19 protein-coding genes are annotated in these 22,104 nt (G+C 44.8%); 13 read left to right on the top strand and 6 right to left on the bottom strand.

Going from position 1 to position 22,104, the window contains the following annotated elements; all coding sequences use genetic code 11:
- Nucleotides 1–96: 96 nt before the first annotated feature.
- Nucleotides 97–852 carry a tRNA isopentenyl-2-thiomethyl-A-37 hydroxylase MiaE gene (gene miaE / locus AB6F11_RS02945; RefSeq protein ID WP_102393839.1) on the bottom strand — a complete coding sequence of 252 codons (756 nt, stop codon included), beginning with the start codon at nt 850–852 and terminating at the stop codon, nt 97–99.
- A gap of 143 nt (nt 853–995) precedes the next feature.
- On the bottom strand, nt 996–1,760 hold the full coding sequence (locus tag AB6F11_RS02940; RefSeq protein ID WP_017060243.1) for a hypothetical protein: 765 nt from the start codon (nt 1,758–1,760) through the stop codon (nt 996–998).
- Nucleotides 1,761–2,082: 322 nt separating this feature from the next.
- On the opposite strand from AB6F11_RS02940, the gene cysB reads away from it, so the two are divergent.
- A complete protein-coding gene (gene cysB / locus AB6F11_RS02935; RefSeq protein ID WP_017060244.1) occupies nt 2,083–3,057 on the top strand; it encodes an HTH-type transcriptional regulator CysB in 975 nt (324 codons plus the stop codon).
- A 140-nt stretch (nt 3,058–3,197) separates the two neighbouring features.
- The gene (locus AB6F11_RS02930) at nt 3,198–4,400 is read left to right on the top strand and encodes a methyltransferase (RefSeq protein WP_102393838.1); all 1,203 of its coding nucleotides are present in this window, start codon (nt 3,198–3,200) and stop codon (nt 4,398–4,400) included.
- 155 nt (nt 4,401–4,555) lie between these two features.
- Here AB6F11_RS02930 and ald read toward each other — a convergent pair whose 3' ends face one another.
- Nucleotides 4,556–5,680 carry an alanine dehydrogenase gene (gene ald / locus AB6F11_RS02925; protein ID WP_017060246.1) on the bottom strand — a complete coding sequence of 375 codons (1,125 nt, stop codon included), beginning with the start codon at nt 5,678–5,680 and terminating at the stop codon, nt 4,556–4,558.
- A gap of 156 nt (nt 5,681–5,836) precedes the next feature.
- Between ald and lrp the strand changes: the two genes are divergently transcribed.
- The 6 genes from lrp (at nt 5,837) to AB6F11_RS02895 (ending at nt 13,695) form a co-directional block, all read left to right on the top strand.
- On the top strand, nt 5,837–6,331 hold the full coding sequence (gene lrp / locus AB6F11_RS02920) for a leucine-responsive transcriptional regulator Lrp (RefSeq protein ID WP_004734558.1): 495 nt from the start codon (nt 5,837–5,839) through the stop codon (nt 6,329–6,331).
- Nucleotides 6,332–6,494: 163 nt separating this feature from the next.
- Entirely contained in the window at nt 6,495–9,665 is a 3,171-nt protein-coding gene (locus AB6F11_RS02915; protein ID WP_102393837.1) for a DNA translocase FtsK, read from the top strand.
- A gap of 75 nt (nt 9,666–9,740) precedes the next feature.
- Nucleotides 9,741–10,337, top strand: a complete 597-nt coding sequence (gene lolA, locus AB6F11_RS02910) for an outer membrane lipoprotein chaperone LolA (protein WP_017060248.1) — start codon at nt 9,741–9,743, stop codon at nt 10,335–10,337.
- Nucleotides 10,338–10,401: 64 nt separating this feature from the next.
- Nucleotides 10,402–11,757: a replication-associated recombination protein A gene (locus AB6F11_RS02905; RefSeq protein ID WP_017060249.1), complete on the top strand. Its 1,356-nt coding sequence runs from the start codon at nt 10,402–10,404 to the stop codon at nt 11,755–11,757.
- Nucleotides 11,758–11,899: 142 nt separating this feature from the next.
- Nucleotides 11,900–13,207, top strand: a complete 1,308-nt coding sequence (gene serS, locus AB6F11_RS02900; protein ID WP_017060250.1) for a serine--tRNA ligase — start codon at nt 11,900–11,902, stop codon at nt 13,205–13,207.
- A gap of 221 nt (nt 13,208–13,428) precedes the next feature.
- Complete coding sequence (locus AB6F11_RS02895) at nt 13,429–13,695, top strand: DksA/TraR family C4-type zinc finger protein (RefSeq protein ID WP_017060251.1); 267 nt, start codon at nt 13,429–13,431, stop codon at nt 13,693–13,695.
- Between the two features lie 124 nt (nt 13,696–13,819).
- Here AB6F11_RS02895 and bioA read toward each other — a convergent pair whose 3' ends face one another.
- Nucleotides 13,820–15,097 (bottom strand): adenosylmethionine--8-amino-7-oxononanoate transaminase, encoded by a 1,278-nt coding sequence (gene bioA, locus AB6F11_RS02890; protein WP_102319767.1) that lies wholly within the window; start codon nt 15,095–15,097, stop codon nt 13,820–13,822.
- A 159-nt stretch (nt 15,098–15,256) separates the two neighbouring features.
- Here bioA and bioB point away from each other — a divergent pair, with 159 nt between their 5' ends.
- From bioB to bioD, 4 genes are read left to right on the top strand one after another with little or no spacing between them, the layout of a single operon-like run.
- Nucleotides 15,257–16,309: a biotin synthase BioB gene (gene bioB, locus AB6F11_RS02885; RefSeq protein WP_102319768.1), complete on the top strand. Its 1,053-nt coding sequence runs from the start codon at nt 15,257–15,259 to the stop codon at nt 16,307–16,309.
- The gene (gene bioF, locus AB6F11_RS02880) at nt 16,296–17,507 is read left to right on the top strand and encodes an 8-amino-7-oxononanoate synthase (RefSeq protein ID WP_102393836.1); all 1,212 of its coding nucleotides are present in this window, start codon (nt 16,296–16,298) and stop codon (nt 17,505–17,507) included. The genes bioB and bioF overlap by 14 nt, the downstream gene beginning before the upstream one ends.
- Nucleotides 17,508–18,311 (top strand): malonyl-ACP O-methyltransferase BioC, encoded by an 804-nt coding sequence (gene bioC / locus AB6F11_RS02875; RefSeq protein ID WP_017060254.1) that lies wholly within the window; start codon nt 17,508–17,510, stop codon nt 18,309–18,311.
- Entirely contained in the window at nt 18,308–18,991 is a 684-nt protein-coding gene (gene bioD, locus AB6F11_RS02870) for a dethiobiotin synthase (protein ID WP_017060255.1), read from the top strand. Before bioC ends, bioD begins: the two co-directional genes overlap by 4 nt.
- Before the next feature lie 114 nt (nt 18,992–19,105).
- On the opposite strand, the gene AB6F11_RS02865 is transcribed toward bioD, so the two are convergent.
- Nucleotides 19,106–19,273: a hypothetical protein gene (locus AB6F11_RS02865; protein WP_017060256.1), complete on the bottom strand. Its 168-nt coding sequence runs from the start codon at nt 19,271–19,273 to the stop codon at nt 19,106–19,108.
- A 277-nt stretch (nt 19,274–19,550) separates the two neighbouring features.
- On the opposite strand from AB6F11_RS02865, the gene htpX reads away from it, so the two are divergent.
- Nucleotides 19,551–20,414 (top strand): protease HtpX, encoded by an 864-nt coding sequence (gene htpX / locus AB6F11_RS02860; RefSeq protein ID WP_029235495.1) that lies wholly within the window; start codon nt 19,551–19,553, stop codon nt 20,412–20,414.
- Nucleotides 20,415–20,728: 314 nt separating this feature from the next.
- Here the strand turns inward: htpX and purB are convergent, their stop codons facing one another.
- On the bottom strand, nt 20,729–22,099 hold the full coding sequence (purB, locus tag AB6F11_RS02855; protein ID WP_019822492.1) for an adenylosuccinate lyase: 1,371 nt from the start codon (nt 22,097–22,099) through the stop codon (nt 20,729–20,731).
- Nucleotides 22,100–22,104: the final 5 nt, after the last annotated feature.

Genomic DNA, 22,104 nt, shown 5'->3' with positions numbered 1-22,104 from the left:
CTTGTACGGTGGTGTGAGAGGACGGAGGCCGTGAGGCCTCCTCCTACTCGATTAGTCTGGATTAGTCTAAACTGGACTGAATGTTCTGTGTGGAGCCTAAACCGGAGCACCACTATGGAATTTGAAGTCGCTGTCTTCTGAAGTGATAAGATCAGCTTCTACTTGAGCAAAATGCGAAATACGCTCTGAAATATCTTTCCCTGCGATCTGTTCTGCTAGCTCAAGGTAATCTTGGTAGTGGCGAGCTTCTGAACGAAGTAGAGACACGTAAAACTTCTTCATGTCTTCTTCCAAGAAAGGAGCCAATTTAGCGAAGCGCTCACAAGAGCGAGCTTCAATAAACGCACCGATGATAAGCTTATCAACCAGAGCATCAGGCTCGTAAGTCTTAACTTGTTTGATCAAGCCCTTAGCGTAACGACCCGCCTCGATTGGCTGGTAAGTCACGCCTTTCTTCTCCATCAACTCCATGACTTGGTAGAAGTGATGCAGCTCTTCTTTGATCAGTAAAACCATCTTATCGATTAGGTCAGCACCGTAATTACAGCCTTCTTTCGCTGTGATTTGCTTGGATACGTTGCTTTTACCACGCAGAGACTCTAAGTCTCCGATACGACGGTAAGCAAATTGCTCGTATGGCAAAATCCATTCATTCAGTTGCTTCGCGCTTTCTTTATCGACGGCGTACTTGCGAATAAGGAATAAAGCACTCTGTGCCGCCTTAAGTTCACACAGCATGTGATCGCGTAGAATGATGTGAAGATTTTCTGGCTTTTTGGCTTCATCTATCCATGAATCTGGCGTTTCGGCTTTAAGAAAAGAGTGGATTGGAGCGAGTAATTCTTGATACATGGTCAGGGAAAGTTTGTTGATAATGCGGGGATTTTATCACAGCTCAAGAGATCTCCCTATACAGAGAAAGGAAATTCAACAGCTACAAAAAAGGCCGCCTATTTAATGTAAATAAGGCGGCCTTTAAGTGTTGAGTTAGACTGTTACCATTTCTTCTTCTGACCGAAGAGGGCATCCATATCGTCTTCTCGTTCTTTAGATTCCATCTGCTGCAAATCTTGAGCGTTTTTGTCTTGGCGTTTCTGGTCAAGCTCGTTAAGCATCTGTTGAAGCTTTTCTTTGGCTTGATTAGAGTACGAGTCGTTCTTAGTCGCCAAAGCATCAATACCTTTGCGTAATAGCTGAATCGCTGTTCCCGGTTGTCCGCGAGAAATCGAATCGTTTGCACGTTTGATAACATTTTCAATGTTAATACGGATTTGAATTGTTTCTAGGCGAGCATTTTCAACCACATAAGCTTGAGTCTCGAAACGGCCTTTATTGTGCTCGTTGCGCACCGTATCACGCAGGCGTTTAACTAACTTAAGCATCATGATCGCTTGCTTGTCACTACTTGGTACGCGGAAAGCGGTACTCTCGCCACCTTTGTAGTTCTCTTTTAGCTGAGTGATTTGTTGTTTTACGCTTTCAATGCGTTGGGCAAGCTGCTTATTTTTTGGATCGAGTTGATACATGTTTTCTAATGCATCAAGAATTCGATTGTTTAAGCATACAAGAAGATCTTGGCTAAACGGCATGTGATGAGCGTTGCCAATCAGTTCTTCTGTACCGTCAATAATGGTTAGATAACGAGAAGCTTCCTGTTTCTTCGCTGTTTCTACCTTAACTTTATATTGAAGCATGATGTTGTAGCCTAAAACTAACACCAAAAGAACGGCTACTAAGACGATTATTAAACCAATATTCATATATTTGAGTCTGCTTATTATTTTCTGTAGCTAACTGGAGAGGATACACGATTCCATTGTGTATCGGCACTCGTAAATTGCAATTTCTGATTATCTCTTGTTGAGCGAAATCGGCAATCAAAACTTACCAACTAATGTATGAGAATGAGGGTTGGGTTGCAAAGCGTTAGTGATGTTTTTGTTTGTTAAGCTAGAAAAACTCAATTTTCCTGTCATTTTTGTGTTCGAAGCGTTATAACTATTAATTATATTACACGCGACTATAACGCTCTCTTTGCAAATAAGTTAGCACAGAAATGAGTAAAGGATTACGAGGTTAGATATGAAGTTACAGCAACTGAAGTACATTGTTGAGGTTGTAAACCATAACCTAAATGTTTCAGCTACAGCAGAGAGTTTGTACACATCTCAGCCTGGCATTAGTAAGCAAGTTAGATTACTTGAAGACGAACTAGGTATTCAGATTTTTGAGCGTAGCGGCAAGCATCTAACGCAGGTTACCCAAGCGGGTGAGGATATCATTCGTATCTCTCAAGAGATTTTGGCACGCGTTGAAAGTATTAAAGCGGTAGCGGGTGAGCACACTCATCCAGAGATGGGTACATTGAATATTTCAACGACTCATACTCAAGCTCGTTATGCACTGCCTGATGTGATTAAAGGTTTCACGGCGCGTTACCCTAAAGTATCGCTTCACATGCACCAAGGTACGCCAAGCCAAATGTCAGAAGCCGTCGCTAAAGGTACAGCGAATTTTGCGATTGCAACGGAAGCGCTACACCTTTACCAAGATGCGATTATGCTGCCTTGTTACCACTGGAACCGTTCGATCGTCGTGACCAAAGATCATCCCCTGGCACAGAAGCGTAATATCACGATCGAAGATCTTGCGGCTTACTCTCTCGTGACTTATGTATTTGGTTTCACTGGCCGTTCTGAGCTTGATACCGCGTTTAACAAAGTAGGTTTAACACCGCGTGTTGTGTTTACTGCGACCGATGCAGACGTAATCAAAACCTACGTTCGTATGGGCATTGGTGTTGGTGTAATTGCAAGTATGGCTATTGACCACGAGCAAGATACTGATTTGGTTGCGATTGATGCGAGCCATCTATTTGGTGCGAGCACAACCAGCATTGGTTTTAGAAAAGGCACCTTCTTGCGTTCTTACATGTTTGATTTCATGGAGCGTTTTGCACCGCACTTAACTCGCCCTGTGGTTGAGCAAGCTATTTCTTTGAAATCGAACGAAGAGATCGAAGAGATGTTTAAAGATATCGAACTGCCAGTTCGTTAATCTCATCGTGTAAATTTTGATTCTTATTCGGCCTGTATTTGCAGGCCGTTTTTCTTTTGGGCTTTTAGTTTTCGTTTTCTTTATCGGGCCTTTCCATTTCGACCTCTTACCCCTACAATCCACGCATCATAGGGGGAAGCATGCATTCACGATTTAAAATACTCGATTCATTTTTGCTAGAGCACCAGATTTACTGGCGTTCAGAGCCTTTTCACCTATGCCAAACTCAACAGCAGCCGTGGAAAGAGGTCAATCGTCCACTCGTTGATTGGTTAGAAAGCTTAGATAATGAAAGCATTCAAACCTTAAAAGAGCAGCCTCAGCTTTTGATTGAGGAACTGACTCGTTTCCTACCTGAATTAGAAACTGCTACCCAAAACATCCAGTTCGATAACACTGCTTTGGTTGGTTTAGACCTCCCACGTGGTACTGCTGATGGTATTCCTGGCCGAAAGCTACATCAAATTGTCGCAATGGGCGAGGCTGCATTATGCCATCACCATGGCAAAGAGTGGCTCGAGTGGTGTTCTGGTAAAGGCTTTCTTGGTCGAATCCTATCTCAGCAATCGGATCAAAAAGTCACTAGCTTTGAATGGCAGCAATCGTTATGCGAAAGCGGACAAAAGATTGCGGATGACCAGAAGTTAGCGATGGATTTTGTTCAAGGAGATGCGTTTTCAGACAAGGCCGATGACGTGTTTAATTCGTACCAACATGCCGTGGCCCTTCATGCTTGTGGTGATCTTCATGTTGAGCTAGTTAAAAAGTCAGTGTCACATGGGCTACCAGCGGTCACTATTTCTCCTTGTTGTTATCATCTTATTCGAGACGAAAACTATCAAGCGATGTCTTCTATCGCGAAAAGCTCAGCATTAACGTTAAGTAAGAGCGACTTGAGAATCCCGCTTCAAGAAACCGTTACTGGTGGTGAAAGAGTAAAAAGACATCGTCAACTAGAGATGAGCTATCGTCTAGGCTTCAGCCAGTTGCTTAAGGCTGAACTTAACATTGACGAATACATTCCTGTACCGAGCATCAAAAAATCAGAGTTAGCTGAGGGTTTTGAATCTTTCTGCCGTTGGGCATCTGAAGTGAAAGAGCTATCGCTGGGCTCAGATATTGATTTTGACTCTTATTTGATTCAAGGCGAAGCGCTTTTCTGGGAAATGGAAAAGCTGAGTTTGGTTCAACAAGTCTTTAGACGACCATTAGAGATATGGCTGGCTTTAGATCGCGCTATCTATCTGCAAGAGCAAGGTTATGAAGCTACGATTGAAGAGTTCTGTGAACGCAGTATTACGCCAAGAAATCTATTGATTCATGGGGTTAAAATCGAGCGCTAGTGGTAAACCGTACTGTTACGTGTTTTTACGAACTAAATCCATTAATGCAAAAAAGCCAGCGCGACATAATGTCGTACTGGCTTTTTGTTTAATGTGTATGAGTTAACTGAACGCTTCAACGAGAAGATTATTGCGTTCAGTTAGTCATTACATCATTAGTTAAACATTGCGATTGCTTCTGCTGGGTCTACGTATTCAAGGTCAAAGCTTTCTGCAACTTCTTTACAAGTTACTTTACCGTGAATAACGTTTAGACCTTCTAGGAAGCCTTCATCAGATAGAAGTGCTTCGCGGTAGCCTTTGTTCGCTAGCTTAACAATGTAAGGAAGTGTTGCATTGTTTAGTGCGTAAGTTGAAGTACGAGCAACAGCACCAGGCATGTTTGCAACACAGTAGTGAACTACGTCATCAACAATGTAAGTTGGGTCTGCGTGAGTGGTTGCGTGAGAAGTCTCGAAACAACCGCCTTGGTCGATTGCAACATCAACAACTGCTGAACCTGGCTTCATCTTAGCGATGTGCTCTTTTGTAACCAATTTTGGAGCTGCTGCGCCAGGAATTAGTACTGCACCAATTACTAGGTCTGCTTCTAGAACATGCTTCTCAATGGCGTCTTCAGTAGAATAAACCACTTTTGCGCGACCTTGGAATTCTTCATCAAGTCGACGCAGTGTATCTACGTTACGGTCAAGAATTGTAACATCAGCGCGAAGGCCTACAGCCATACGTGCTGCGTTAGCACCTACAACACCGCCACCAACAACAACAACTTTTGCTGGTTCAACACCTGGAACGCCACCAAGAAGAAGACCACAACCACCGTTAGATTTCTCTAATGTTTGTGCACCTGCTTGAATAGACATACGACCAGCTACTTCAGACATTGGTGCTAATAGTGGCAAGCGACCCATATTATCTGTTACAGTCTCATAGGCTACGCAGACAGCTTTGCTCTTGATAAGCTCTTCAGTTTGTGGAAAATCTGGTGCAAGGTGTAAATAGGTAAATAATATTTGCCCTTCGCGAAGCATAGCTCGCTCGACAGCTTGAGGTTCTTTAACCTTTACAATCATCTCTGCTTTCGCGAAAACGTCAGCAGCAGTAGGAAGAATGGATGCGCCTACAGCGATGTAATCATCGTCTGAAAAACCGATACCAGTACCGGCATTGGTTTCTACAAAAACTTGGTGGCCGTGTGAGATTAGTTCTCTCACGCTAGCTGGGGTCATACCAACGCGGTATTCGTGGTTCTTGATTTCCTTAGGTACGCCAATGATCATCCTGACTCCTCATTTTATTTTGGTTGTTTTATCTATATGTAGGGTAATTCTGTCGAATTAATATCTAGTATAGATAGGTTTAGATAAAATTTGATACTGAATATTAAAAAGTTGTAGTATATTTTTTTGCAAGGAAGTAATAAGGTGGAATAAAAAATGGCAGACAATTATAAGAAGCCGTCCAAGGAACTAGATCGTATTGACCGCAACATTCTTAATGAGTTGCAAAAAGACGGTCGTATCTCAAACGTTGAACTCTCAAAACGAGTAGGACTTTCTCCAACTCCATGTCTTGAACGTGTTCGTCGTTTAGAACGTCAAGGTTACATTACTGGGTACACAGCGTTGCTGAACCCACAGTACCTTGATGCTTCACTTTTAGTGTTTGTTGAAATTACGTTGAACCGTGGTGCGCCAGATGTGTTCGAACAATTCAACACCGCTGTGCAGAAACTGGATGACATCCAAGAGTGTCATTTAGTGTCGGGTGATTTTGACTATCTTCTAAAAACACGTGTATCTGATATGGGTGCTTACCGTAAGCTACTGGGTGATACGTTACTTCGTCTACCGGGCGTAAACGACACTCGAACTTACGTAGTAATGGAAGAAGTGAAACAAACCAATCAACTTGTGATTAAAACTCGTTAGTCACAATTGGTGAAATGAAAGAAAGCGGACATTTGTTCCGCTTTCTTGCTTTCTGGAATTGGGTTTTTCTGTTTGATATGGTTAAATCAACAGTAGTTTCATTGAAACGAGCGGCTTTGGCCGCTCGAGATGTTTTTATCCCGTTTAATTATTAAGTTGGTTTATGTTCAAGCAGAGCAGTAATAAAGTAGAAACAATCATTAAAACGAGTGAAGAGCCTCAGTCTCCTCGTTTGAGTGGTTCTCAACGTCTCAAAGAGTGCAGTCTGATTCTCGGTGTTCTCTTCTCTATTCTACTTGCCGTTGCGTTATTAACTTTTAGTCCTGCAGACCCATCATGGTCGCAAACGGCGTGGGGTGGTGACATTCAAAATGCGGGTGGCTACCTAGGTGCTTGGTTGGCGGATACGCTTTTCTTCGTATTTGGCTCTTTGGCTTACCCTCTGCCTATCTTAGTGACGGTTGCTGCGTGGGTTTTATTCCGCAAACGTAATGAAGACGAGCAGATCGACTTCATGCTGTGGGGCACTCGCTTACTTGGCCTGACTATCCTAATTCTTACGAGTTGTGGTTTAGCGGATATCAACTTTGACGACATCTGGTACTTTTCATCCGGTGGCGTGGTAGGTGACGTTTTAACAAGCCTTGCACTTCCAACGTTGAATGTTCTTGGTAGTACGCTGGTTCTTCTTTTCTTATGGGGTGCTGGTTTCACTCTATTAACCGGTATCTCTTGGCTAAGCATTGTGGAATGGTTGGGTGAATGTGCCATCAAATTTTTCACGTCTACTGTTAATAAGGCTCGTGGCCAAGACCAAGAGCTGCTTGAGCCTCAATTAAGAGAATCAGCAGACCGCGATTTAATCGAAGAACGTCATCAGCAGCATCAAGCGCCAACTTACCGCGATGTTCCTGCTATAGAAGGCAACAAAGAATCAACAGAGCATGATCCGCTAGATCCTGCGATGAGTTTTTCTGCGACCAATGAGTCGGCAGACGTGGCGACAAATGCGCGAGACAATGCTGCATCGCCGAAGCGTCATTACAATATTCATATGCCTGTCGATGCTCCTGCGAAACAAGAAGCTCCTGTTCATGAAGAACCTCAGGTTCAGCCTCAAGCGGTAATTGAGTCAGAGCAACCGATCCCTGCAGCAGCTGTTTACCAAGCGCCAGAAGAACCGCTAGAAGAAGGTATTGAGCGCTCTAAACAGTTGAATGCAACGATAGAGCAGCTAGAAAATGCGGCCATGTATGAAGATGACCTAGCAGAACAAGATCAGGTTGACGCGCATGATTCTCAGGTTGCTTACCAACAATACATGCAGAACGAACAACCAGAAGTTGGCCCTGCTCATGCTGACCTTAGAAGTGCTGAACCAGAATTAGATAGCTCACCACAAGTAAATGGCGAATTTGGTTCTGAAGATGTTCAACCTGAATCTTTATACGCTTCACCTATGGGCGAGCCAGAAGCAACCGTGGAAGACGATTTCTCTGCACAACCTTCACCGTTTGATGTTACGGAAGAGCAAAGCTACCAACAGGGCTCAGAGCTTGAATCAGAACAGGCTGAAGCTGAATTAGCTGACGCAGCATTAATCGAAGAACAGTTTGAACCTTTCCCTTACCAAGAAGAACATTCAGAACCTGAACAGCCAACAGCACAAAACCTAGAGCCAACTGTTGATCTTCCTTGGGAAGAAGTAACGGAAGAAGAACCTGCGCATCAAGATCAAGATGTCGCCGCATTCCAAAGCATTGTTTCTGAAGCCCAAGCGAATATGGCAGCGGCGCAGAATCCGTTCTTGGTTCAACAAGATGTTAATTTACCTAAGCCTGCTGAGCCATTACCCACGCTTGAATTGTTATTCCACCCTGAAAAGCGTGAAACCTTTATTGACCGTGATGCGCTAGAGGCAATTGCTCGTCTTGTTGAATCTAAGCTAGCGGACTACAAGATCAAAGCAGACGTTGTCGACATTTTCCCAGGTCCAGTAATCACTCGATTCGAACTTGATCTGGCTCCAGGTGTGAAAGTAAGCCGTATTTCTGGCCTTTCTATGGACTTAGCGCGTTCGCTCTCTGCATTGGCAGTACGTGTCGTAGAAGTGATTCCGGGTAAACCTTATGTTGGCTTAGAACTGCCGAATATGAGTCGCCAAACGGTATTCTTCTCAGACGTGGTTGCTAGCCCTCAGTTCCAAGAAGCGAAATCGCCAACGACAGTGGTTCTAGGACAAGACATCGCTGGTGAAGCCGTTATTGCTGATCTATCGAAAATGCCTCACGTTCTGGTTGCAGGTACAACCGGTTCTGGTAAGTCGGTAGGTGTGAACGTAATGATTCTGAGTATGCTTTACAAAGCATCACCGGAAGATGTTCGCTTCATCATGATCGACCCGAAAATGCTTGAGCTATCGGTTTATGAGGGTATTCCTCATCTATTGTCTGAAGTGGTAACCGACATGAAAGATGCGTCGAACGCCCTTCGTTGGTGTGTTGGCGAGATGGAACGACGTTATAAGCTGATGTCAGCATTAGGCGTTCGTAACATTAAAGGTTACAACGATAAGCTTAAGATGGCAGCGGAAGCGGGTCACCCAATTCACGATCCACTGTGGAAGCCGGGCGACAGCATGGACCCAGAAGCGCCATTGCTTGAGAAACTGCCTTACATTGTGGTTATCGTTGATGAATTTGCCGACCTAATCATGGTGGTTGGTAAGAAGGTTGAAGAACTGATTGCACGTTTGGCACAAAAAGCACGTGCGGCGGGTGTTCACTTGATCCTAGCGACGCAACGTCCATCAGTGGATGTTATTACTGGTCTTATTAAAGCGAACATTCCAACCCGTGTGGCCTTTACGGTATCAACTAAAACGGATTCACGAACTATCCTTGACCAAGGTGGTGCGGAATCACTATTGGGCATGGGTGATATGCTTTACTTGCCTCCTGGTTCTAGCCATACAACTCGTGTTCACGGTGCCTTTGCATCTGATGACGATGTACACGCAGTCGTGAATAACTGGAAAGCGCGTGGTAAGCCAAACTATATTGATGAAATCACCAACGGCGAACAAACCCCAGAAACCTTGCTTCCGGGTGAGAAGATGGAAGGTGATGAAGAGGTCGACCCTCTGTTTGATCAAGTGGTAGAGCACGTTGTTCATTCACGTCGTGGCTCAGTTTCAGGCGTACAGCGTCGATTCAAGATTGGCTACAACCGTGCTGCACGTATTGTCGAGCAACTTGAAGCTCAAGGTATCGTAAGTGCTCCAGGTCATAACGGTAACCGAGAAGTCTTAGCACCAGCGCCACCAAAAGATTAGTTCCGGTAGGAACTCATAACTATTCAGTCGGTCAAATCGAAAATATGACCGACTTATGTTCTAACAGGATTATTGATGAAAAAAGTATTCGCACTTTTATTTATGAGCTTCTCAGTGTTTGCTTCTCCGAAAGAAGAGTTGAGTAGCCGCTTGGCATTAAACGCAGGCTTCAGCGCTGACTTTAAACAAGTCGTGACCAGCCCTGATGGTGATGTTGTTATGGAAGGTGAGGGCACGGTAGAGATTGCACGCCCAAGCCTGTTCCGCTGGGAGACCACGTTCCCTGATGAAAACTTGTTGGTATCTGATGGCCAAAGCTTGTGGTACTACAGCCCGTTCATTGAGCAAGTGAGCATTTATTGGCAAGAGCAAGCGACATCACAGACACCTTTTGTCCTGCTTACACGTAACCAAGAAAGTGATTGGGATAACTATAATGTGGCGCAAACGGGTAACCAATTCACGCTAACGCCAACTGCTGTCGATTCTAATCAGGGCGACTTCCAGATTAATATCACCGAAAAGGGCATTGTTCAGGGCTTTAATGTGATTGAACAAGACGGTCAAAAAGGTGAGTTTACCTTTAGCAATGTTGATTTGGGTAAACCTGCAGCAGACCGCTTTACTTTTGTGGCACCGGAAGGTGTCGAGGTCGACGACCAAAGAAACTGATCTAAACAAGCAGATCGTTTGGTAGTACGTCGATAGGCATTAATGCCATCAACGAATCAAGAGATTGCAATTGAGTAATTACAGCTTAGATTTTGCGGGGGACGAAGATTTTCGTCCCCTTGCTGCTCGTATGAGACCGGAAACTGTCGAACAGTACATCGGTCAGCAGCATATATTAGGCCCAGGTAAACCACTTCGCAGAGCGTTGGAAGCGGGCCATATCCACTCGATGATTTTGTGGGGGCCTCCGGGCACCGGTAAAACGACGTTAGCCGAAGTTGCAGCAAACTATGCGAATGCTGAAGTGGAACGCGTATCGGCGGTAACCTCGGGCGTAAAAGACATTCGTATTGCAATTGAAAAAGCGCGCGAGAACAAGCAAGCAGGGCGCAGGACCATCCTGTTTGTGGACGAAGTCCATCGCTTTAACAAAAGTCAGCAAGATGCTTTTCTGCCTCATATCGAAGATGGCACCGTGACCTTTATTGGTGCGACGACAGAAAACCCATCTTTTGAACTGAACAACGCTTTGTTGTCACGTGCGCGTGTCTACAAACTGACGTCCCTGAACACAGATGATATTTCTCTTGTCATTCGCCAAGCGATTGAAGATAAGCAACGTGGGTTAGGTGATGTGCCTGTTGATTTTGCTGATAATGTTTTAGATCGCCTTGCAGAACTGGTTAACGGCGACGCGCGTATGTCGCTTAACTACCTTGAACTGCTGTATGACATGGCAGAAGACAACGATAAAGGCGAGAAAGCGATAACCTTGCAGTTGTTGGCTGAAGTGGCTGGTGAGAAAGTCGCTCGTTTCGATAACAAGGGTGATATTTGGTACGACCTAATCTCCGCGGTTCATAAGTCAATTCGTGGCTCAAACCCTGATGCGGCCTTGTACTGGTCAGCACGAATGATTGCTGCGGGTTGTGATCCTTTGTATATCGTTAGACGCTTGCTGGCGATTGCTTCTGAAGATATCGGTAACGCTGATCCTCGCGCCATGCAGGTAGCGATGTCGGCTTGGGATTGCTTCACGCGCATTGGCCCTGCTGAAGGGGAGCGTGCGATTGCTCAGGCGGTTGTTTATCTCGCATGTGCACCAAAGAGTAACGCCGTTTACACCGCGTGGAAGCAAGCGTTAACAGATGCTCACAATCTTCCTGAATATGAAGTGCCGCATCATTTGCGAAATGCACCGACAACTTTGATGAAGGACATGGGCTACGGGCAAGAATACCGTTATGCTCATGACGAACCAGGAGCCTACGCCGCTGGTGAAAAGTATCTGCCTCCTGAAATGGGAGAGAAGCAATACTATTTCCCAACAAAACGAGGCTTAGAGACCAAAATTGGCGAGAAGCTAGATTATCTGGCGGATTTGGACGCAAAAAGCCCACAAAAACGCTATGAAAAGTAGTCTTTTTTGGATATCGTTACCTAGTCATAAAATTTCAATTAAATCGTTATAAATTGGTCGAAATAACACCAGTTTTAGGGGTTTAGCAGTGATTCAGTAGCAAGCTACTGAATATTCAAATAACTAAAGCATAGGATTAGCAATGCTGGATTCTAAATTACTTCGAGCTGAGCTGGATGAAACAGCGGCAAAATTAGCACGTCGAGGCTTCACCCTTGATGTAGAGACAATTCGTGAACTTGAAGAAAAACGTAAGTCCCTTCAGATGAAAACTGAAGAGCTACAAGCGTTACGTAACTCTCGATCGAAGTCCATTGGTCAAGCGAAAGCAAAAGGCGACCATGAAGAAGCTGAGCGTATCCTTGCAGAAGTAGGCAACTTAGGCGCAGAACTAGACCAAGCTAAAGTAGCATTGGCTGATCTTCAATCTGAGCTAGAAACGATCACAATGTCTATTCCTAACCTACCTGATGCAGAAGTGCCAGATGGTAAAGATGAAGACGATAACGTAGAAGTTTCTCGTTGGGGTCAACCTAAGACTTACGACTTTGAAGTGAAAGATCACGTCGATCTTGGCGAAATGTCTGGCGGTCTTGATTTTGCTAGCGCAGTTAAAATCTCGGGTTCTCGTTTCATCGTGATGAAAGGCAAATTTGCACGTCTACACCGTGCTATTGCTCAGTTCATGCTGGACCTTCACACTGATGAGCACGGCTACACAGAAATGTACGTACCGTATCTAGTGAACCACGATAGCCTTTACGGTACTGGTCAACTTCCTAAGTTCGGCGAAGACTTGTTCCACACAAGCCCGCTAACTGAGCAAGTAAGTGACGTACCTCTTAAGACTCTATCGCTTATCCCTACTGCGGAAGTACCGGTAACGAACATGGTTCGTGACACGATCACTGATGAAGCTGAACTGCCACTTAAGATGACAGCTCACACGCCGTGTTTCCGTTCTGAAGCGGGTTCTTATGGTCGTGACACTCGTGGTCTTATCCGTATGCACCAATTCGATAAAGTTGAATTAGTACAAATCACTAAGCCAGAAGACTCAATGGCAGCGCTTGAAGAGCTAACTGGCCACGCTGAGAAAGTACTTCAACTTCTAGAGCTTCCTTACCGTAAAGTGATTCTATGTACAGGTGACATGGGCTTCGGTTCTGCGAAAACTTACGACTTAGAAGTATGGGTTCCAGCACAAGAGACTTACCGTGAGATTTCTTCTTGTTCAAACATGTGGGATTTCCAAGCGCGTCGTATGCAAGCTCGTTTCCGTCGTAAAGGCGAGAAAAAACCTGAACTTGTACACACACTAAACGGTTCTGGTCTTGCTGTTGGTCGTACTATGGTTGCTATCCTTGAGAACAACCAAGAAGCAGATGGCCGTATTGCTATCCCAGAAGTACTTCAACCATACATGGGCGGCGTAACGCACATCGGTTAATTAGATTGATTAAGCATTAGGTTACTTATAAAACCCAGCCAACAGGCTGGGTTTTTTATTGCCTATAGAATAGTGCAGTGGCGAGAAATAAATAATTTTTGTTACCTATGTGTAATAGTGTTTTATTGATTTTGATAATTATTACAATCCTTAAATGTGGCTATAATATGCTCTTACCGCGGTAGGTATAGATTTTCTCGTTCAAATACTGAGGAGGGCTTATGGCCGTAGGATGGGCTGGTGACGATAGTGTCAGCCAGCAAATACAAAATACCATTGATGATGAGATCTCTCGTGTAAGAGGAAACCTTCGAGGTGGTGAGGGTTTGCGTTATTGTGATGAGTGTGGTGATGAGATTCCGGAACAAAGACGACGCGCGATCAAAGGCGTTCGTTTGTGTATAGAATGTCAGTCAATATTAGAGCATGACGCACATCGACATTCATTGTTTAACCGTCGAGCAAGTAAAGATAGCCAATTACGTTAAACTGACGGTTACCTTCAAGCAGTTAAGGCCTTACTTTTATGTAAGGCCTTTTAGTTTAATTAAATGATTTATTAATGAAGATATATAGAAATAATCGTCGCTCTTGTTTAGAGCAATAAACGCCTTATTTAAAGCAATGAGTATTTTGTAATGCAGTGTCGATAGCAGCGACCAATTGCTCAATATGTTGTGGTTTGATAATAAACGGAGGCATCATATAAATTAGCTTACCAAACGGACGGATCCAAACGCCTTGCTCTACAAAGTGAGCTTGAATGGCTTCCATATCGACGGGTGTGTGAGTTTCAACGACGCCAATAGCGCCTAACCAACGCACGTCTTTAACCAGTTCATGTTCTCGCAACGGTGGTAACAACTCAGAAAAGAGCTGTTCAATCTGTTGAGTCTGATTTTTCCAATGGCCTTGCTCGATGATGGATAAACTTGCCGCACCGACTGCGCAAGCCAATGGGTTGCCCATAAAGGTTGGCCCATGCATAAAGCAGCCTGCTTCACCACCACATACCGTGTCAGCAACTTCCTTACTCGCAAGCGTCGCTGACAATGTCATATAGCCACCAGTTAAAGCTTTGCCTACGCATAATATGTCCGGTTGAACATCGGCATGCTCACAAGCGAACAGTTCCCCTGTGCGGCCAAATCCGGTCGCAATCTCATCCAAGATCAGCAATACGTTGAATTCATCACACAGCAAGCTAACTTGTTTTAGGAACTCAGGGTGGTAGATGCGCATGCCGCCAGCCCCTTGAACGATAGGCTCTAAGATCACCGCTGCGACTTCTTGATGGTGTGCTGCCAGCTTTTCTCGAAAACTATCGATGTCACTTGAGTTCCACTCATCCCAAAAGCCTGTTTTTGGCGAATCAGCGAAAATATGTTCCGGCAAAAAGCCTTTGTAGAGGCTGTGCATCGAATTGTCAGGGTCGGTCACTGACATCGCCGCAAAGGTATCACCGTGGTAGCCATCTCTTAGTGTGAGGAACTTTGAACGAGGTTGTCCTTTAGCGTGCCAATATTGCAATGCCATCTTGAGGCTAACCTCTACGGCAACTGAACCTGAATCGGCCAAAAATACATGCTCAAGATTACTTGGCGCGAGATTCAAAAGCTTCTTACATAGATCGATAGCGGGCTGGTGGGTGATGCCACCAAACATAACGTGTGAAACCTTATCGATTTGACTATGAGCTGCAGCGTTTAGCTCTGGATGATTGTAGCCGTGAATGGTTGACCACCAAGATGACATACCATCAATAATTCGTTTTCCGCCTTCTAATTCTAGGTAAACACCGTCTGCGTTGGTGACTGGGTAGCAGGTCAGAGGTGTTAACGTTGATGTGTAGGGATGCCAGATATGCTGGCGATCAAAGGCGAGATCCATAGTAACTTCCATTCTTGGTGTGATTAAAAAATAACCAGATGTAAACTTTTGATATTATCAATGTGTTGACAGTCTAAAGCTTGTCGGTAGACTAGCCAAGCATAAATGCAATCTCTATTGATAGAGATGAAACATCAAATAATAAAAAAGGATCGACACGTGGAAGTTCGTCATGACTGGACAGTTGCTGAAGTAACAGCACTGCTTGAAAAACCGTTTATGGATTTAATGTTTGAAGCTCAAGTGGTTCATAGACAGTACCAAGAGCACAACCACGTGCAGGTGAGTACGCTTCTATCGATTAAGACTGGTGCTTGTCCTGAAGACTGTAAGTATTGTCCTCAAAGTGCTCACTACCGAACGGATGTCGACAAAGAACGCCTAATGGAAGTAGAGCGTGTTTTGGATGCGGCGCAAAAAGCCAAGAACGCGGGCTCGACTCGTTTCTGTATGGGCGCGGCGTGGAAAAACCCGAAAGAACGCGATATGCCTCACTTGACTGATATGATCAAAGGTGTGAAAGGTATGGGTCTAGAAACCTGTATGACACTAGGCATGTTAACCCCTGATCAAGCTGGCGAGTTAGCGGGTGCAGGCTTGGATTACTACAACCATAACCTTGATACGTCTCCCGAGTTTTACGGCAGCATCATCACCACTCGTACTTACCAAGATCGTTTAGATACGCTATCTCACGTACGTGATGCCGGTATGAAGATCTGTTCTGGTGGCATTATTGGTATGGGCGAAAGTACCAATGACCGTGCAGGCCTGCTGGTAGAGCTAGCGAACCTTCCGGTACACCCTGAGAGTGTGCCAATCAACATGCTCGTGAAAGTGAAAGGCACACCGATGGAAAACGTCGATGATGTTGAATCTTTTGACTTCATTAAGTTGATTGCGATTGCTCGTATCATGATGCCAATGTCAGCGGTTCGTCTATCTGCAGGTCGCGAGAATATGAATGAACAGATGCAGGCGATGTGCTTCATGGCTGGCGCGAACTCTATCTTCTACGGTTGTAAGCTACTGACTACGCCAAACCCAGATGAAGACACGGACATGCAGCTGTTTAAGAAGTTAGGCATCAACAGCCAACAAGTGGCTCAGAAGCCTGATGAAATTCAAGAAAACGAACTGTTAGATCAAGTAGTGGAGCGCGTTGCTGCTCGTCCAACGAAAGATGACATGTTCTACGATGCCACTGTTTAAATCCCGTATCAAAGATGCCCTTGTTCAACGCCGTGAGCAGGGGCTAACTCGTCAACTTAAAGTGCTCGAAAACAGTAATGGTCCTTTGCTTAATTGCGAAGGTTCTCGCTTTATTAATTTTTCGAGTAATGATTACCTAGGCTTGGCGAACGACCCTGAATTGGTAGAGGCGTGGCAAGCGGGGCTTTCCCTTTATGGTGCTGGCAGTGCGGCATCGCCATTGGTCACGGGTTTTAGTCCTGCCCATCGAAATTTAGAAGCTCAACTCTGTGAATGGTTGGGCTTTGAACGTGCCATTCTCTTTAGTTCTGGTTTCAGTGCGAACCAAGCCTTGTTGTTTTCTCTGCTCGAAAAAGACGACTCTCTGCTGCAAGACAAACTTAACCACGCCTCTTTGATGGAAGCGGGGATGCTTTGTCCTGCAGCAATGAAACGCTTTAAACACAACGACACGCAGCATCTAGAGTCTCTATTAAGCCGATCTCTACAATCCTTGGTCGTCACTGAGGGCGTATTCAGCATGGACGGCGATCAAGCGCCTCTCAGCCAGATATCTAACCTGACTCATCAATACGACAGTTGGTTGGCGGTTGATGATGCCCACGGTATCGGCGTATTAGGTGATAAAGGAGCTGGGAGTTGCAGTGCAGCACAAATCTCCCCCGATATTTTGGTGGTGACCTTTGGCAAAGCATTTGGCGTTTCTGGTGCTGCGATTCTTTGTTCGTCAGAAGTGGGTGATTACTTAACTCAGTTTGCTCGTCATCATGTGTACTCGACGGCGATGCCACCTTCACAAGCGGTGGCTTTATCTCATGCCTGTAAGATGACTCAAACTCAAGAGTGGCGCCGAGAAAAGCTGACTGAGTTAGGGTCTCTCTATGCAGAGCAGGTGAGCGGCTTGAAAGGCTTTGTGGATACTCAGACTCCGATTAAGCCATTTGTGATAGGTGAAGCACAAGCGGCATTATCAATAGCTGAAGAGTTAAAGCAAAACCAAGTTTGGGTGACCGCAATAAGGCCGCCAGCCATACCTGCTGGAACTGCTCGATTACGAATCACGTTAACAGCTAACCATAGCCCAAAACAGATTCTCCAGTTAACCAGGTCGTTGCATCAAGCCATTGAACGAAACATCGACTTAAGCACTGAACCGGGTATCCATCCAAGCTTTGAATCAAATAAAGAGGCTCAGTAAATGTCACAAGAAGCAGTAGTGCATAATTACGTTGGCCAAGATAAGAGTGCGATTGCCGAAGCCTTTGGTAAAGCGGCAACAACCTATGACAAACACGCTGAATTTCAACGCGATGTTGGCCACCGATTACTGGATAAATTACCCAGCGATCTGTCAGGCTTTAAGGTGCTGGATCTAGGTTGTGGTACTGGCTATTTCTCCGAGCAACTTGTAAAACGAGGCGCCGAAGTGGTTTGCGCTGATCTTTCTGTTGGAATGCTAGCAACAGCAGAGAAGCGGTGTGGTGCATCTGTATCTTTATATCAACAAGCCGATGCCGAACAATTGCCGTTTGAAGATGGGTGCTTTGACATCGTTTTCTCTAGCCTTGCGTTGCAATGGTGTGACGATTTGTCGTCGCCTTTGAGAGAGATGAAGCGTGTTACAGCGGCTGGTGGGCGTGTTATTTTCTCAACTTTGCTTGATGGGTCGCTGTTTGAACTGAAAAAGTCGTGGTCCAAAATTGACGCACATCAACACGTTAACCATTTTATTACAATCAATAAGGTAAAAATTGCGTTAGCGCAATCTAGCTGTACCGTTCATCAACTAGACTTGCCCACCATCACCGTTTGGTACGACACTGCGTTTGAACTGATGCGCGACCTTAAAGGTATCGGCGCTAATCACGTAAGTGGTCGCTCACAAGGTTTAACAAGTCGTCGCATGTTGCAGCTTGTTGATCGGGAATATCGAGAGTTTAAGAACCATCAAGGTTTCTTACCAGCAACATATCAAGTTTGTTTAGGGGTTATTCAATTATGATTGATGCATTATTCATTGCAGGTACGGATACCGAAGTGGGAAAAACTGTGGTTTCAAAAGCGATTCTTCAAGCTTTGGCCGCACAAGATTTATCAACAATTGGTTACAAGCCAGTTGCTGCAGGGAGTGAAAAATCCCCTGAAGGACTACGTAATAGTGATGCACTGCATCTTCAAGAAGCGGCGACGCAAGATATTGCTTACGAAGACGTCAATCCATACGCATTGTTGCTACCATCATCGCCTCACATCGCTGCTAAGCATGATGGTGTTGTAATTGATGAGGCGGTATTATCAGCGAAGCTAGAAGAGCATAAGAAAAACTCTGACATCGTGTTAGTTGAAGGTGCTGGTGGTTGGCGAGTCCCGGTTTCAGACGATGAATATCTTTCTAGCTGGGTTAAAAAAGAGCAACTGCCAGTGGTACTGACTGTGGGTATTAAACTTGGTTGTTTGAGCCACGCTCTATTAACGGCAGAAGCGATTCGTGCTGATGGCCTAAACCTAGTAGGTTGGGTCGCAAACCGTATCAATCCAGGTACTGAGCACTACGCAGATATTATTGCGATGCTTGAAGATAAGTTAGGTGCACCTAAGTTAGGTGAAATCCCTTACGTCCCAAAAGCGAAGTCTAAAAACATTGGTAAGTACATTGATGTGCAGCCTTTGCTTGCGCTTTAATTACCACGTTATGTACTAAATAAGAAAAGGGCTGCGATTGCAGCCCTTTTGCTATTTTAAGCCTTTAGACCTTGAGTTGATAAACAACCGGTCTTTTAATAAACAAGCTTAGAACTAATGTTCTTTAGTCAGTCCCATTAAAGCTTGCTGAGTTTCTGTGATTTTTGTCTGTGCCGTTTGCGGTGTTAGGATTCCAACCTGCTTTTTCGCTTCTTCTTCAGTAATCCCTAGGTGACAGCACAGTAAATCGATAGCCATTTGAGTGTTAGTACCTTCAACCATGATCCTTTCCTTTTTGTACATGGACTAGCCAATAAATCATCTGAAGTCACTGTAAACGGATTGTTATATCGACACCATACGACTTAGGTCTAATAGAGTGGATTTAATTCGGATATGGTCTCGTAATCAAATGTTGCAATTTAATGCTTAACCTTGTTTTCTTAATCTAAGACTATATGTATAAGTAAGTATAAGTCTTCAAGGTTGGAATCTATTGCTGTCTGCCTTGTCTATAACAATAAGTTTTATAAAAACAGCTTTCATGCGGAGATAAGTAATGAAGCGAGTAATGTTGTTCCTTGCAACTAACCTAGCGGTTGTATTGGTACTAAGTGTTGTTCTTAATGTTGTATACGCAGTTACAGGTATGCAACCCGGTAGCCTCTCAGGTTTATTGGTGATGGCTGCGGTATTTGGTTTTGGCGGCTCATTCATTTCATTAATGATGTCGAAGAAAATGGCGCTACGCTCGGTAGGCGGCATGGTCATTGAAAGCCCACGTAACGAAACAGAACATTGGTTGATGGAGACGGTAAGCCGTCAATCTCAACAAGTTGGTATTGGTATGCCAACAGTGGCGATCTACGACTCGCCAGACATCAACGCATTCGCGACAGGTGCTAAGCGTGACGATTCATTGGTAGCAGTATCAACAGGCCTGCTGCACAACATGACGCGTGATGAAGCTGAAGCAGTATTAGCGCATGAAGTGAGCCACATCGCGAACGGTGATATGGTGACCATGACGTTAATGCAAGGTGTAGTGAACACGTTCGTTATCTTCCTATCTCGTTTCATCGCCAACATTGTTGCGTCGAATGACAACGAAGAAGAGGGTGGCAGCAACATGATGGTGTACTTCGGTGTGTCTATGGTGTTGGAATTGGTATTTGGTTTCTTAGCAAGCTTCATTACGATGTGGTACAGCCGTCATCGTGAATTCCATGCCGATGCAGGTGCAGCGAACCTAGTAGGTAAAGAGAAGATGATTGCAGCGCTAGAGCGCCTAAAGGTGAGCCATGAGCCACAACTAGAAGGTTCTATGATGGCATTTGGTATCAACGGTAAGAAGTCTCTAACAGAGCTTCTAATGAGCCACCCGCCGCTAGACAAGCGTATTGCTTCTCTACGTAACATGTAATCGCTACGTATTCTTCAGTCGCTATTCGACAAGATACATTTGAAAGGCTTCCTTCGGGAGGTCTTTTTTGATCTTGGCATCTAAGACAGTAAGTATTCGAGGAATAGGTGTCTGGCGATAGAGGGTTACTGGTGATGAAGCATTACGATATTGATTGGTTGATATCGCACGGATTGAGATGAGTAGGGTAATGATACTGGGTTGCTTTGTATTATTTTGCTGACGTCTCTTGTGCTCAATACACTTTGTTCCGCTCAACAAAAAGGCTTCCACATGGGAAGCCTTAGTCTATTCTGTGATTCGAAATTCGAACCTTACAGTTTGTCAGTCAGCTCGATTGCTTGACCAATGTAGTTCGCTGGTGTCATCTCTTTCAGGCGAACTTTCTCGTCTGCAGGGATTTCAAGACCGTCGATGAATGCACGCATGCCTTCGCCATCTACACGCTTACCGCGAGTTAGCTCTTTTAGCTTCTCGTATGGCTTCTCGATACCGTAGCGACGCATCACTGTTTGTACTGGTTCAGCTAGTACTTCCCAGTTCTTGTCTAGTTCAGCAAGTAGCGCTTCACGGTTAACTTCTAGCTTGCTAATACCTTTCAGAGTTGAAGTGTATGCAATGATTGCGTAGCCAACACCAACACCTAGGTTACGAAGAACCGTAGAGTCAGTTAGGTCACGTTGCCAGCGAGAAACTGGAAGCTTTTGTGCAAGGTGGCTAAATACTGCGTTAGCTAGGCCAAGGTTGCCTTCAGAGTTTTCGAAGTCAATTGGGTTTACTTTATGCGGCATTGTCGAAGAACCGATTTCGCCAGCAATAGTCTTCTGCTTGAAGTGACCAAGAGCGATGTAGCCCCAAACGTCACGGTCGAAGTCTAGAAGAATTGTATTGAAACGAGCAACAGCGTCGAATAGCTCAGCGATGTAATCGTGAGGTTCGATTTGAGTTGTGTACGGGTTCCAAGTTACGCCAAGAGATTCAGTGATGAACTCTTCGCTGAATTGGTGCCATTCAACTTCAGGGTATGCAGAAAGGTGAGCGTTGTAGTTACCTACAGCGCCGTTGATTTTCGCTAGGATCTCAACGCTTTCGATTTGCTTGAATTGACGTTCCATACGGTACGCAACGTTCGCCATCTCTTTACCCATAGTCGAAGGAGAAGCTGGCTGACCGTGTGTACGAGAAAGAAGAGGAATATCACGGTACTCGTTCGCAAGTGCTTTGATAGCATCGATTACGTTACGAATTTCTGGAAGAATCACTGTGTCACGAGCTTCTTTAAGCATAAGCGCGTGAGAGGTGTTGTTGATGTCTTCAGAAGTACATGCAAAGTGAATGAATTCGTTAACTGCGTGAAGCTCAGGAACGCCCGCAACTTTCTCTTTCAAGAAGTACTCAACCGCTTTAACGTCGTGGTTAGTCGTGCGCTCGATCTCTTTGATACGTAGAGCATCTTCTTCGCTGAAGTTAGCGGCTAGTTCATCAAGAAACTGGTTAGCTTCTGCACTGAACGCTGGTACTTCTTTGATTGCATCAGTTGCTGCAAGCTTTTGTAACCAACGAATTTCAACGATAGAGCGGTACTTTAGTAGTCCAAACTCACTAAAGATGCTGCGTAATGCAATAGTCTTACTTCCGTAACGGCCGTCTACTGGTGAAACAGCAGTCAATGCTGACAGTTCCATGGTGT

This window comes from Vibrio sp. 10N.247.311.14, from assembly GCF_041467715.1.
Lineage (GTDB): Bacteria > Pseudomonadota > Gammaproteobacteria > Enterobacterales > Vibrionaceae > Vibrio > Vibrio crassostreae_C.
This window is presented reverse-complemented; position numbering and strand designations above follow the sequence as displayed.

Coding starts and splice junctions, on each gene's coding strand:
- purB (WP_019822492.1), bottom strand. CDS start 22,099: ATGGAACTGTCAGCATTGACTGCTGTTTCACCAGTAGACGGCCGTTAC.
- cysB (WP_017060244.1), top strand. CDS start 2,083: ATGAAGTTACAGCAACTGAAGTACATTGTTGAGGTTGTAAACCATAAC.
- lolA (WP_017060248.1), top strand. CDS start 9,741: ATGAAAAAAGTATTCGCACTTTTATTTATGAGCTTCTCAGTGTTTGCT.
- bioA (WP_102319767.1), bottom strand. CDS start 15,097: ATGGATCTCGCCTTTGATCGCCAGCATATCTGGCATCCCTACACATCA.
- AB6F11_RS02895 (WP_017060251.1), top strand. CDS start 13,429: ATGGCCGTAGGATGGGCTGGTGACGATAGTGTCAGCCAGCAAATACAA.
- serS (WP_017060250.1), top strand. CDS start 11,900: ATGCTGGATTCTAAATTACTTCGAGCTGAGCTGGATGAAACAGCGGCA.
- bioD (WP_017060255.1), top strand. CDS start 18,308: ATGATTGATGCATTATTCATTGCAGGTACGGATACCGAAGTGGGAAAA.
- AB6F11_RS02930 (WP_102393838.1), top strand. CDS start 3,198: ATGCATTCACGATTTAAAATACTCGATTCATTTTTGCTAGAGCACCAG.
- htpX (WP_029235495.1), top strand. CDS start 19,551: ATGAAGCGAGTAATGTTGTTCCTTGCAACTAACCTAGCGGTTGTATTG.
- miaE (WP_102393839.1), bottom strand. CDS start 852: ATGTATCAAGAATTACTCGCTCCAATCCACTCTTTTCTTAAAGCCGAA.
- lrp (WP_004734558.1), top strand. CDS start 5,837: ATGGCAGACAATTATAAGAAGCCGTCCAAGGAACTAGATCGTATTGAC.
- bioF (WP_102393836.1), top strand. CDS start 16,296: ATGCCACTGTTTAAATCCCGTATCAAAGATGCCCTTGTTCAACGCCGT.
- AB6F11_RS02865 (WP_017060256.1), bottom strand. CDS start 19,273: ATGGTTGAAGGTACTAACACTCAAATGGCTATCGATTTACTGTGCTGT.
- AB6F11_RS02940 (WP_017060243.1), bottom strand. CDS start 1,760: ATGAATATTGGTTTAATAATCGTCTTAGTAGCCGTTCTTTTGGTGTTA.
- bioC (WP_017060254.1), top strand. CDS start 17,508: ATGTCACAAGAAGCAGTAGTGCATAATTACGTTGGCCAAGATAAGAGT.
- ald (WP_017060246.1), bottom strand. CDS start 5,680: ATGATCATTGGCGTACCTAAGGAAATCAAGAACCACGAATACCGCGTT.
- AB6F11_RS02915 (WP_102393837.1), top strand. CDS start 6,495: ATGTTCAAGCAGAGCAGTAATAAAGTAGAAACAATCATTAAAACGAGT.